Origin of the sequence: Acinetobacter lwoffii (genome assembly GCF_024129435.1) — a bacterium.
GTDB classification, from domain to species: domain Bacteria; phylum Pseudomonadota; class Gammaproteobacteria; order Pseudomonadales; family Moraxellaceae; genus Acinetobacter; species Acinetobacter lwoffii_F.
Genome location: NZ_JAMXXN010000020.1, coordinates 1 through 13,093, shown reverse-complemented (window position 1 = coordinate 13,093; position 13,093 = coordinate 1). Strand labels below are relative to the sequence as shown.

Genomic DNA, 13,093 nt, shown 5'->3' with positions numbered 1-13,093 from the left:
CATTTATGTATTGACTTTCTGTGATAATTTTTTGTTAAATCCGCAACTAGCTTTTTAAATTATAAAAACAGAAAAATCATTTTGATTATAAAAATATAAAACAATAACTAAAAATTGAGGCTTATTTTGAAAAATAATCTAGGTTTTATTGTATTGCTCATCTCAGGGATGGCGCAGCTATGTTTTGCTCAAATCCATGCAGCAGAATTAAAAAAATCATGTATCAAGAGCTATCCACAAGCAAAAAATGATACTGATTCAACTGTCATTGATTTATACCAGCAGTTGTGTGACAAGACAGCAAGAAAAAATATTCTGTTTCAGCAGCAGTTGTCTACCCAAATTGCCAAACGCTATGTTGAAGTAGGTGATCACCTGAAAGCACTCAATTTAATCGAGCAATTACATCAGCAAAATTATACTCATCAAGATTTAACTGATCTAGAATTCCTGGCAGGAGTCGGGATATCTTCCCAAAGTCTGGAACAGATGCGTAGTACAGAAGTCCGTGCCTTAAATGACTCTACCTATCCACAAGCCAAGTCGCTAAGTGAACATATTTATCTGGCACAGCCTGTAGCAAAATTTTCTGCATCTGCCTTAATGACAGCGCGGAACTCAAAAGTAAAACAGACTAAAAATAAACCAAATATCCCAGTAAAACAAAACCTAAGTCAAAATAAAAATAAAGCATCGAAAAGCAATCTAAAAAATAATACGGCTGCTATCAGTAGTAAAAAAACAGAAAGTATCAGTACACGAACCCACACTCCTAGTACTAATCCATTTGGATCATTAAATAATAATTAATAAGGAAAATCATGATGGCTAAGCGTGAAAGTGTACAAAAAAAATTACAGCGTATTCGACCACCACGTGTGCAATTGACCTACGATGTTGAGGTCGGTGATGGCCGTGAAATTAAAGAATTACCCTTTGTGGTAGGGGTTTTGGGAGATTTTTCAGCAGCATCGGAACTTGAAAAAACCAAGCTCAAAGATAAAAAATTTATCAATGTAGACTTGGGAAATATTGATGAGGTGATGCAGTCTCTGGCGCCTCGTGCCAGTTTTCAGGTGGAAAATAGTTTGACTGAAGAGAGTGGCACAATATCAGTAGATTTGGTTTTTAATGCGATGGATGATTTTCGGCCAGAACAGGTAGTCCAACAAGTCGAACCTTTGCGAAAACTGGTAGAAGCACGAGAGCGTTTAACTGATTTACGCAATAAAATATCCAATAATGAACGTCTAGAAGGTTTACTGGATGATATTTTAAAAAATACCGACCAAATTCGTAAAATGAGTATGGAGGCAGACAATGAATCACTCTAATGCTGCAACTAGCACAGATATTGCTATTGAAGGATATTCAATTCTGGACTCTATTGTTGAACGTAGTCGAATTGCGCGTACTGAAGAGGAACATGGTCGTGCCAAGAGTCTGATTGGTGAACTGGCCAAGGAAGTCATGGCCGGTACAGTTATAGTTTCAGACAATATGACCTTGGCTTTAGATAAACGCATTGCAGAAATAGATGCGCTTATTTCTACCCAGCTGAGCAAGATCATGCATCATGAGCAGTTTCAAAAAGTCGAATCCACCTGGCGAGGGCTGTATTACTTTTGTCAGGAAACGCCCTCACACTCTTTAATCAAGATTCGGATGCTGAATACGACTAAAAAAGAACTGATTAAAGATTTTCAGAGTGCCAGTGACTTTGATCAAAGTACGCTATTTAAAAAAATCTATGAAGAAGAATATGGTTCATTTGGCGGTGCGCCTTATGCGACCCTCATTGGTGACTTTGAGTTTGATCGCACACCTTCAGACCTGTATTTGCTCGAGCAGATTTCACATGTAGCATCAGCGGCACATGCACCGTTTCTCTCAGCTGCAAGTCCTTCCATGTTCGGATTGGAAACTTTTACTGATATTGATCGCCCACGCGATGTTTCTAAAATTTTTGAAACAGCTGAATATGTGCAATGGCGTTCATTCCGGGAAAGTGATGATGCTCGTTATCTGGCATTGACTATTCCACGAGTATTAGGCCGTTTACCTTATCATCCTAAAGATGGCAATACGACAGCAGGCTTTAACTATGTAGAAGAAGTTTCAGGTGAAAATCATAATGAATACCTGTGGATGAATGCTGCTTATGCTTTGGGGACGCGTTTAACCAATGCCTTTGATATGCATGGCTGGTGTGCTGCGATTCGTGGGGTTGAGGGTGGCGGTTTGGTCGAAGGTCTGCCAGTGCATACCTTTAAAACCAATGATGGAGAAATCATATTTAAGTGCCCGACTGAAATTGCGATTACGGACCGTCGTGAAAAAGAACTCAGTGATCTTGGCTTTATTCCATTAGTACATTGTAAAAATACCGATTATGCCGCGTTCTTCGGTGCCCAATCTACCCAAAAACCAAAGAAATATGATAACGATATTGCCAATGCCAATTCCGCATTATCCAGTCAGATACAGTACATTATGGCAGTCTCGCGAATCGCTCATTATTTAAAAGCAATGATGCGAGATAAGGTGGGAAGTTTTACATCTGCAGGAAATGTCGAAGCATTTCTAAACGACTGGCTGTCTCAATATGTACTTTTGGATGACGGTGCTTCACAGGAAGCCAAAGCACAGTATCCACTGCGTGAAGCTTCGATAAAAGTTGTAGAAAATCCGGATGAACCTGGACACTACAAATCTGTGGTCTTTTTGAGACCGCATTTTCAGTTAGACGAGTTGTCTGTATCTTTACGACTGGTCACTGAGTTACCGCAGTCGAGTCATTAAGACCGCTGCTAAAATTATAATAATATTTATAACAACAGGAAAATTATTAAAATGAAAGACATTTACATCCAGTTTCGCGGCAAATATAAAGTTGATGGTGAATCTCGTGATTCGGAACATAAAAGCTGGCTAGAAGCAAATTCTTGGTCGCACAACATTCGTCAGCCAAAATCTGCAACATCTTCTAGTGTAGGCGGCCATACTGCAGAACGGGTTGAACATTCCGACATGATTTTTATGAAAGATCTGGATGCAACCAGCCCAAAACTTTGGGAAGCATGTTCAGCAGGTTATACCTTCGATGAAGTACAAATCGATTTTTATCGTGCTAATGGTGATAAACGCGTTAAATACCTGCAAATTAAATTAAAACATGTGCTGGTTTCTCAGGTCACTCCAACCGTAAATCAAGAAGGCGTTCCAACAGAAGCTTTTGGTTTGAAATATGCAGCAGTTGAGTGGACGTATAATCAGCAAGATATTAATGGTACACAAAAGGGTGCCGTGACCAAGAAATGGTCATTATCAAATAATACTGCTTCTTATGCAGCGTAATTTGATCTTTTAGAGGTTGGTCTTGATCAGCCTCTCTGATATTTATAAAAATAAATAAAATTAGACTATAACAATATGAATTTGGATCAGCTTTATCCTTACGGATTTAGAACAACATTATTTGACCGTCTATTGTCTCAGGATATTCAATGTTCTCAAGGCCTTTCTTTACAGGCTTTGAGAGAGTCAGTGGCTGCCGATCTGGAAGATTTATTAAATAGCCGTATGGTTAATCTGGATGCGATGGTTAATGGTTATGATCAGGTCAAACGTTCAATTCTTCAATTTGGCATCATTGATTTTGTGGGGCTCTCAACAGCGAATCCAATGGAACGGGATAAAATCTGCCGCTCGATTGAACAGTCTATTCACGCGCACGAACCTCGTTTAAAGCAGGTTAAAGTCGAGATGCTGATGGATGAGCATAACAGGGGAAGTCTGTGTCTCAGTATTCATGCATTCTTAAATATTTATCCCCTATATGAACCGGTAATTTTTGACGCATTCCTCAAGCCTACTACGCAACAATACGTAATTTTGTCTAAAACATCAGCAGGTGTGCTGTGATCGAAGAATTATTACCTTATTACGAAAAGCAATTACAGGAATTTGGGCAACAATCACGAGAGTTTGCCAATAAATACCCAAAAATTGCCCAACGCCTTTCGTTGAATCAAGAGCAGATTGATGATCCGCATATCGAAAGACTGATTCAGGCATTTTCCCTGATTTCTGCCCGGATCGATAAGAAACTGCACGATAGTTATGAAGTATTTACACGTGCTATTTTTGAGGTGATGTTTCCACAGTACCTTAAACCTTTTCCAGCATGTTCAGTGGTCAGTTTTGACGATGCCATTAAAATCCGACAGCTTAAAAGTAGCCAGCAGATTCCCAAGCAAACTGTATTAAAATCAAAAAGTATCCGTGGGGTACAGTGTGAGTATCGTACGACAAACCAGGTTAATTTATTACCAATCGCCTTAAAATCTGTTAATTTTAAAACGCATGCTTCGACTCATGTTCATTTAAATCGAAATGCAACCTTGAGCTTTGGTTTTGAAATTTTTAACCAGCAGCAGCGACTGTTGGAACAACAAAAATTACCTATTTATCTGGATGCAATTTCCAGCTTTCCATTGCAAGTACTAGATTGTATTTTTAAGCCAGAGACTGGTTTTTCTGTAATAGTACAGAATCAAGAGATTGATATTCAAAATCCATTTGAACTAATGGGATTTACTGAAGCGGAAAGTGCGCTCCCAGTTGATCAACATACTCATCATGCCTATCGTTTATTAATCGAGTATTTTTGCTTTCCAGAAAAATTTAATTTTCTTAACCTCAATCTGAGTTTTTTAAGAGAATTAAATATAGAAACCGCAGAATTTGAGCTACACATTCATTTTAAAATAAATCTGAATGATCAAGCTATGATCAGAAATTATTCAGAATTAAATAGCGCTAATTTCAAATTATTTGCGACACCAGTTATAAATTTATTCCCTAAACAGGCTGAGCCACAAAAAATTGATCATCTGCGCCTGGAATATTCATTAATAAGTGATGTACATCATCCTGAATATTTTCAGGTATATGCGATCACCGAAATGAAGTTATTGAGAGAGAAACGCGAGAACAGTCAAAAAACTTATCCCGTATTACCTTTTTTTGCCATGAGTCATTATCATCAGGCTGATGCTCAATTTTATTATCACCTGTTGCCCGAGCAAAGTAATACCGAGCATACAGAACTGAAATATTCGATTATTTCCAAATCTTTAGAACCACAAAAAATTTCATCAGACTTTATCAGTATGCAGTTGTTATGCAGCAATCGGGATTTACCTTATGAAAGTTATAACAAAGATCAGAATAACTTATCTCTCAATGACAATAGTTTGGCACGTAAAGCCATATTATTAAAAAGACCCAATTTACCTTATTGTTTTGATCAAAAGCAGCAAGAACAGTGGCGAATTATCTCGCATTTATCATTGAATAATCTTTCTTTAATGAAAGCAAATGCAGTCAGTCACATTAAGGAATTACTTGAACTGTATAACTTGCCGCAATCCAAAGACAACCGGCTAATTATTAATTCAATTCAATCGATCCAGTTTTCTCTGAGCCAGAAGTTGCGTGAGCATAAACCATTTCCACTTTTTGTACGGGGTGTCAAAGTTGAAATCCAGATCGATCCAGAAGTCTTTAGAGGAGCCAGTCTGTATATCTTTGTGCAACTTTTAAATCATATTTTTAATTTGAAAGTTCAAATGAATAGTTATGTGGATATGCACGTCATAGATTCAAAGTCAAAACAGGAGTTATACCAATGCATACAGAATGTTGGTGGCAAAAGGCTTCTGTAGTTGATCGGCTCTTTCAGCAGCCGACCAGCTTTGAATTTATTCAAGCCACGCGATTATTAAGACATGCACCTGCACGGAACAGACATCAAGAATGGAGTAAATCATTTGAATTTATTAGTTCACTCAATCTTAATTTTCCAACTTCTGAAATTGAATCATTGCAATGTCAAGATCGTAAAGTTCAGATGACCAATTTAATCGTGGGGTTGACTGGCGTACAGGGCGTATTACCTTATATCTATACACATAAAATTAAACAGAGTACCGGGGCACACCGAGAAGAAAGCTTACACTTTCTCGGACTGTTTAATCATAAATTGTCTGCACAATATGTCGATGCCTGTCTGAATTATCATTTACCACTGCGTTATGAAATTGAGCATGAAAATCATTATCTAAACATGCTTCATGCTTTGAGTGGCTATAGCGGTCAACAACATGAACAGCAACCTATAGATGACTATTTTGCTGAGTTTTCAGGCTTGATGCAGGGGCAAAATAATACCCATTATGCGTTAAGCAGCATATTGTCTTGTATTTTTAAATATCAATTTAAGATTAATGAGTTTATTCCGGAAAGCTTTCAACTGGATGATCAGCAAAAAAGCGGTTTGGGAGCTTTGCAACCAGTTTTACTGGGAATCAACAGCTTCTGTGGAGAGACCATTCAGCAAATTGATGAAAAAATTGAAATCGTCATTGGTCCATTAAAACGTGAAGACTATATAAATTTTTTATCTGAAGGAATACATAGCGCCAAATTGAAACAGTTACTTCAAACCTGGTGTAGCCCGACCATGTTAGTGGATCTTCGGTTGATTCTAGACAAAGATGAATTATGCCCAGCCCAACTTGGAGAAGTACATTCGATGAGGCTAGCCAGAGGAGCTTTATTAATGCTGAATCCGGCAATCCACAATGCGGAAACCTGCTATAGCCTGATAGGAAAAATGTCATGATTAAGCGTATTATTCAGACTTTTATAGTTTTATCCGTTTTAAACAATGTTCTTGTCATTTATTACTGGCGAGATACTCAATACGATCCATCAAATATTGATTTCCTATTATATTTTGGCATTTTACCTTTGTTAATTTGCTTGTTGTTATTAACACCTTATTTTATTTATAAAGCTGTAAAATCCTATAAACAAAGACAGCAAGAACAAAAGGATAGGGCTCATAAATCTCTTCAAGCACAACAGCAAGAATTAGAAAATAAAGAAGAATTGGATCAAGCGATTGAGGATTACACGCTCAATATTTTTTCAGCTGCCGCTTGGCACAGTTTTGGCGAAAATGCAGAGATCTTGCAGCACATGAAGCAGTTCAAGAGTCCTGAGCTGGACTCAGAACTGCTAAATCGTTTTGGTCTACCTATATTGACATATCGCATTCATTCTGTGGACCGCTTACTTGAAGAAAACGGGACTAGCGAAGAAATGCTTCCAACATTACAGGAACAACGAATTCAACAGTTGATTCAACAACAACTCGAACAGCATGAAGAAAGTCTGAGCTTAATTTCAGAAAAGTTAAAACGTTCAGCACTATTTTATGATCACGAACTGGCTTATGAATATCGAATGCATCCGGGATGGATACAGGAGAACTACTGTGAAGATGAAGGAAATATTGCCTCTAATCTAATAGCAGTAAGCCGATTAAATAGGTTGAATCTGCATATTTTATTGGCGGATCATATGACTGGGGAGTGGAGTAATCTCTATCAAGAGCAGCTTATAAGTCAAATTCAACGACAATACGCATTGCTGCCTGTCCAAATTCATACCAAGTTTTATCTCCTATCTGCTGATCATGCTTATTCAGCTTTGCTGGAGCTATTACAGGAAATTTCAGGTCAATCACATGAGATCAGCTTGATCATTATGGCGGATTCTGAAATTGATCAGGATTGTCTGGATCAGCAATTTTGGCAAAATGAAGAGTATATTGCTGCAGAATATACTGCCAGCTGGTGTTTATCCGCACATGACTTAGAGGTTGAGGGGATGATGCCTTCACGAATATTGACTCTCAGCAAGTACGTCACTGACCTATATGCGTACTTGGGTCAGAATCAGGTTGATCTGTCCTATCAGCTGGAACAGGCACATCCTTTTTTAGTGTTATTAGACGACACTACCCAACCTAAAATAATGAAAAAAATACAAGAAAAATTTACAAATATTGATTTTGAGCCAGAACCTACCATTTATCCTCAAAGCTATGTGGGGCATACTCAACATTTGGCAGTAGTTTTTGCAGCAATGATGTCATCACATCTATCTGACAATGTCATTACAATAGGCTATAGCACACAACAAGAATCAAGCTATTTATATTTTAAAAATAAAGAAAGTGATCAACTGAATGAAATCTCATTAGTAGCCTAACTATTTATAAAAATTAAAGAAAAAAGAGATAAAAGTGAATACATTATTTTATACAGTCCTGGGGTATGTCTGGCAGTACATTAGCAACCCTAAAACAATGATGGCCTTATCCTTTTTAGTGGTCATTCTTTCTATAAAAAATACGGTTTCTGATCGCATTTTCTGGATATTGCTGACTGTCTATATCGCCATATTAATGGGCTGGGGGATTTATGCACTTATCCGACGTTATGGGCATGCTAAAAAGGGCAAAAAAATCGCAACCGTCTTATCTCAAAGTTCTACAGCTGAAAGCAAATACAATAATAAAGAAGAACTTCAGCTGATCAGTCAGCAAGTCAAACAATCTATTCAGCTGATTCGTAAGTCGAAGTTAGGCGATCGTAAAGGTCATGCGGCACTATATGAACTTCCTTGGTATATGGTCATCGGTAACCCAGCGGCTGGGAAAAGCTCGGCGATTTACCATTCTGGTTTGCACTTTCCTTTTGAAGAAACTCATCAGAAAATGGTCTCTGCTGGACTCAGCGGAACACAAAACTGTGACTGGTTCTTTTCAACTCAGGGCATTTTACTGGATACAGCCGGACGCTATTCAGTCTATCCGGAGGAACATTCTGAATGGTTAGGCTTTTTGAATATTCTCAAGAAAAATCGTTCTAAAGCGCCCGTAAATGGTCTTATTGTGATTGTAAGTATCGCTGAGTTGGTCAATCAAAGCCCGGAGAAATCTCTACAACTGGCCAAGAACCTGCGTGCCCGTATTCAAGACCTGACTGAACGTCTAGAAGTTTTTGCGCCAGTTTATTTAGTATTTTCCAAGATGGATCTGATTGCCGGCTTCACGGAATTTTTTGATTGTTATCATGGACAAGAATTGGATCAGGTTTGGGGTGCAACTTTGGCTTATCAACCAAACTCGAGTGAAAATGCTGTTCAGCTATTTGAAAAGCATTATGGCATTTTATATGAGGGCCTGAAAAATGTAAGTATGACCCATTTAACCCGTCGGCATTCACAGCATATTTCACCCAGTGTAATGACCTTTCCATTGGAATTTAAGAGTCTCAAACCGGTATTAAGAACCTTTATCTTCACTTTATTCCAAGACAATCCTTATCAGTTTAAACCGGTTTTTCGTGGATTTTATTTTACCAGCGCCTTACAGGAAGGCTCCATTGAAAGTCCAATGACAGAACAGATTGCTGAGGACTTTCATCTGATCCGTAGCGATAATCATGATCTTGGCCTGTCTAAAGAGTCTGTATCACAGAATCATGGTTATTTTCTGAAAGGTTTATTTTCTGAAGTGATCCTTAAAGATAAAAATCTGGTGAAGCAGCATATTAATCCGGCACGAAAACGCCGACGCTTTATGGCTTTTACCGGTGCTTTACTTACTGTGTCGATGGTGTTGAGTCTATGGGTGTGGTCTTATCGAAATAATCAGCAATTACTGGCCGAAGTTCAGGCGGACTTAAATAAGGTCGTACAGATACAGAAACCGTCAGGAACTGAGCTGGCCACGCAAATCGATGCATTATTAATTTTGCAAGCTCATCTACAACAGTTAGATCAATTTGATCAGAAGCGTCCATTAAAATACAGTTTTGGTCTATATCAAGGACAACAGATCAGGGAGAAACTGCAAGCTGAATATCTTAAAGGAATTGAGCAATTAGTATTGCAGCCCAGCCAGCAAAATATTGCAGAATATCTACAACGGGTAAAAAGCAATGCAGCAGTTCTTAAAGAAAATCATATTCATGTGCAAATTAATCCGACTGCACAAGTTCAGCAACTCGCATTAGAACCATCTGACCAAAATCCGCAAGATGCTTATAATGCACTTAAAACATATCTGATGTTGAGTAACCGTAAATCTATAGATTCCAGTCATCTCAGCGATCAGTTGACACGTTTTTGGCGGACTTGGTTAGATCAGCATCGTGGTCAGCTGCCACGTGCTGAAATGCTGCAAAAGGCCGAGCAGTTACTTAGCTATGCCATGACACTGACAGATTCGAGTTCATTTCCCCAGCTGGATTCCGATACTGTTCTGGTTGAACAGACTCGCCAGGTTTTAACCGCGATGATGACCGGAGTGTCTGCACGAGATCGTGTATATAACAAAATTAAAATGCGGGCTTTGGTACGTTTTCCTGCATTAACGATCAAACAGATGGTCGGGGAGAATGCTCAGACAACCATGTTGGGAAGTTATGCCTTACCCGGTTTTTATAGCTATCAAGCTTGGAACGAATATGTACAACCTGCCATAGAAACCGCGGCGCAAAGCCCAACTGAAAGTAAAGATTGGGTACTTAATACATCACAGTCTGATGATTTGAGTTTTAGTGGCAGTCCTGAACAAATTCGACGCCAGCTGACTGAAATGTATAAAAAAGAATATATCAGCGAATGGCGTAAATTCTTGGGTGCCATTTATTATGCCAAGGCCGGTGACTTTAATCAGCAAACATATCAGATAGATATTCTTGGCGAACCAGAAAACTCACCGATTCGTAAAGTCATACAACGGGTAGCGCAAGAAACCAGCTGGGATAATCCAATGGTACAAGCTGAGTTGGCGGTTCCACAAAAAGGTTTTATTGCCTGGTTTAAACGCAAGATATTGCAACGTCATGATGGCAAGTTGGCACAGAATTCTGCATCGACTTTCTCTCAGGGGATGATTGCCAAAGACTTTCAGATCTTCTACCAGATTGTACGTACACGAGATGATTTGCAGAACCGGTCGCTGCTGGATGAGTATATGCAATCTCTGGCCAAGATACGGAGTCGCTTTAATGATCTAAAAAGTTCTGGAGATATTGGTCCGGCGAGCATGATGCTCCTTAAGCAGACCGTTGATGAACAGAATTCTATCTTTAATATCACTCAAAAGTTTGTGGATGAGAAAATGTCGGTAGGAACCCATGAGCTGGATCAACAGCTGATTAAAAAGTTGTTTAGTGTTCCTCTCACACGTTCCTTTGAAAGTCTGATGCTTCCGGCACAAGCTGAAATGAACGAACTCTGGCTAATACAGGCCTATCAACCATTTAATGCAAATTTATCGCAAAAATATCCGTTTAGCAGTCAAGGTAGCTTACAGGCAACCTCTCAAGAAATTAATCAGATTTTTGGTGAAAATGGCAGTATTTCCCGTTTTGTCAAAGAGCATCTTGATCCCTTAGTGATCCGTCGTGGCTATAGCTTAAGCTCGAAAACCTGGCAAGATTTAGGGCTTAATCTAAATCCTGTGTTTGTTGCAAACTTTCAAAATTATGTCGCGCCTGTGAATGGTATGGCAACTGGTGAGTTAAATAATACCAGTCGTCAGGCAGTGAGACCCAATCAATCTAATTTCCAGTTTTACCCACTGGAACAGGCTCATTTATTGGCTTATACCATTGATATTGATGGACAAAGAATGCTATTTGAAAACGGAATTCAACAATGGGTGAATTTTATCTGGCCAAATTCCGGCGCAATTCCAGGCGCACGGATCACGGTGATTGATTTGGAAGGGAAGACCCATACCATTTTTGATGAGCCTGGGGAATATGGAATCAATCGTTTGATTGATAGTGCTCAGCGTACACAAAAAGGCAATATTTTTGAGATGGTCTGGCGCAGTAAAGAGAATCCTGAACTATTTGTGAAGACCAATTTTCGTTTGGTGAGTGGAAATAATGCAAGTTCTATCGGAAGTAATCCAAGTTATAGCAATTTACAGTTGGTGGATCAGGTTGTTTCGAATAAAGCAGTAAGAGTGGTCGCAGCACAGAATACGACGATGTCAGGAAAAACAGCTCAGATAACTAAGACGACTGCTGCAAACACAGGAACTTTAGCGCCATGATACTCATCAATCATATTGTAAATGGATCACGTGGGTGAATTGATATGAATTAAAAACAACCAATTTTAGTGTAGAAAATAATTCAAGGTTGGCGGTATTAGAATAGTCTTTAACTGAGAGTCAGATAAGCCTGACTCAAAGCATTAAATTAATTAAATAAACATTTATAGAAGCATAAAATGAAAATAAAAAATAAATACTTAAAGTTAAATAAAATCATTATTTTATTCTGTTTTTTAATTGGTTTTAATGTGCATGCACAACCTGTAATTGCTGAAGGTAATGTACCGAATAACAGTAGTAAGCAAGCTATTTTGGCGAAATTGTATTCAATTTATGGTCAGGAAAATGTGATAGATCGCATTCAGATTCGTCAAGTAGTAGCACCAACGGATTGGTCAAATATAGTCACTGATGTGATTAATGAAGACCTTAAAAAGGTTAAACACGGAATGTTAACAATTAAAGGTTCTGATATTCAGCTAACGGGTAAAGTATCAAATTCTTATGAAATTCATGATACTACAGAAAGATTTAAGGGTTTAACACCCGAAAATTACCGTTTAAATGCACAGCTTTCAGTCAATCAGGCAGAACAGAAGATTATTGATGCTGCCTTAAAGAACCGGATTATTGAATTTGAATCTGGCAGTGCAATATTAGCAACTTCAGGTATACAGATACTGGATGAAATGGTCAGTGCCTTAAATAAAGTTAGCGGAAAAAAGATACGGATTATTGGACATACGGATAGTTCAGGCGATACTAATAAAAATCTCATGTTGAGTCAGCAACGTGCAGAAGCAGTAAAAGCTTATTTAATCGCAAAAAATCTTCCAGCGCATTTACTGAGTACTGAAGGTTCAGGTTCAAGTAAACCTGTAGCGGATAATGCAACAGCTGAGGGTCGTAAGAGAAATCGTCGGATTGAATTTGAAGTGCTTTAACGTTTAAGTTGCTTGAGCAGCTATAAGTATATGGTGAATGACCTGTATGAGTATATTAATAGTTGTTATTCACCAATTAAAATGTCTATGCGAAAAACCATTTAAAATGTCCTGTTTTTAACCACAAGAGTCAAGCACAGGATTTAAATTTCTT

10 protein-coding genes are annotated in these 13,093 nt (G+C 38.4%); all 10 read left to right on the top strand.

The genetic code is table 11. The features are described 5' to 3' along the window. Positions 1-126: 126 nt before the first annotated feature. The 10 genes from NI455_RS11800 to NI455_RS11755 all read left to right on the top strand — a co-directional run bounded on the left by NI455_RS11800 (position 127) and on the right by NI455_RS11755 (position 12,939). Positions 127-810 carry a hypothetical protein gene (locus tag NI455_RS11800; RefSeq protein WP_180038664.1) on the top strand — a complete coding sequence of 228 codons (684 nt, stop codon included), beginning with the start codon at positions 127-129 and terminating at the stop codon, positions 808-810. Positions 811-824: 14 nt separating this feature from the next. Continuing rightward, positions 825-1,334, top strand: a complete 510-nt coding sequence (gene tssB / locus NI455_RS11795) for a type VI secretion system contractile sheath small subunit (RefSeq protein WP_034438150.1) — start codon at positions 825-827, stop codon at positions 1,332-1,334. Then, positions 1,321-2,802, top strand: a complete 1,482-nt coding sequence (gene tssC, locus NI455_RS11790) for a type VI secretion system contractile sheath large subunit (RefSeq protein WP_253114313.1) — start codon at positions 1,321-1,323, stop codon at positions 2,800-2,802. Before tssB ends, tssC begins: the two co-directional genes overlap by 14 nt. A 51-nt stretch (positions 2,803-2,853) precedes the next feature. Further along, positions 2,854-3,357 (top strand): Hcp family type VI secretion system effector, encoded by a 504-nt coding sequence (locus NI455_RS11785; RefSeq protein WP_005107016.1) that lies wholly within the window; start codon positions 2,854-2,856, stop codon positions 3,355-3,357. A gap of 75 nt (positions 3,358-3,432) precedes the next feature. Next, entirely contained in the window at positions 3,433-3,924 is a 492-nt protein-coding gene (gene tssE, locus NI455_RS11780; RefSeq protein ID WP_005246466.1) for a type VI secretion system baseplate subunit TssE, read from the top strand. Continuing rightward, positions 3,921-5,729 (top strand): type VI secretion system baseplate subunit TssF, encoded by a 1,809-nt coding sequence (gene tssF, locus NI455_RS11775; RefSeq protein ID WP_253114312.1) that lies wholly within the window; start codon positions 3,921-3,923, stop codon positions 5,727-5,729. Before tssE ends, tssF begins: the two co-directional genes overlap by 4 nt. Continuing rightward, on the top strand, positions 5,693-6,688 hold the full coding sequence (tssG, locus tag NI455_RS11770; RefSeq protein ID WP_253114311.1) for a type VI secretion system baseplate subunit TssG: 996 nt from the start codon (positions 5,693-5,695) through the stop codon (positions 6,686-6,688). The genes tssF and tssG overlap by 37 nt, the downstream gene beginning before the upstream one ends. Further along, entirely contained in the window at positions 6,685-8,124 is a 1,440-nt protein-coding gene (locus tag NI455_RS11765; protein ID WP_253114310.1) for a hypothetical protein, read from the top strand. Before tssG ends, NI455_RS11765 begins: the two co-directional genes overlap by 4 nt. Positions 8,125-8,158: 34 nt before the next feature. Next, the gene (gene tssM, locus NI455_RS11760; RefSeq protein WP_253114309.1) at positions 8,159-11,992 is read left to right on the top strand and encodes a type VI secretion system membrane subunit TssM; all 3,834 of its coding nucleotides are present in this window, start codon (positions 8,159-8,161) and stop codon (positions 11,990-11,992) included. 185 nt (positions 11,993-12,177) lie between these two features. Further along, the gene (locus NI455_RS11755; RefSeq protein WP_410550537.1) at positions 12,178-12,939 is read left to right on the top strand and encodes an OmpA family protein; all 762 of its coding nucleotides are present in this window, start codon (positions 12,178-12,180) and stop codon (positions 12,937-12,939) included. Positions 12,940-13,093 lie beyond the last annotated feature (154 nt).

Excerpts from the sequence above, each read along its gene's own strand:
- NI455_RS11765 (WP_253114310.1), top strand. The coding sequence starts at position 6,685 with ATGATTAAGCGTATTATTCAGACTTTTATAGTTTTATCCGTTTTAAAC.
- tssC (WP_253114313.1), top strand. The coding sequence starts at position 1,321 with ATGAATCACTCTAATGCTGCAACTAGCACAGATATTGCTATTGAAGGA.
- tssE (WP_005246466.1), top strand. The coding sequence starts at position 3,433 with ATGAATTTGGATCAGCTTTATCCTTACGGATTTAGAACAACATTATTT.
- NI455_RS11785 (WP_005107016.1), top strand. The coding sequence starts at position 2,854 with ATGAAAGACATTTACATCCAGTTTCGCGGCAAATATAAAGTTGATGGT.
- tssB (WP_034438150.1), top strand. The coding sequence starts at position 825 with ATGGCTAAGCGTGAAAGTGTACAAAAAAAATTACAGCGTATTCGACCA.
- tssG (WP_253114311.1), top strand. The coding sequence starts at position 5,693 with ATGCATACAGAATGTTGGTGGCAAAAGGCTTCTGTAGTTGATCGGCTC.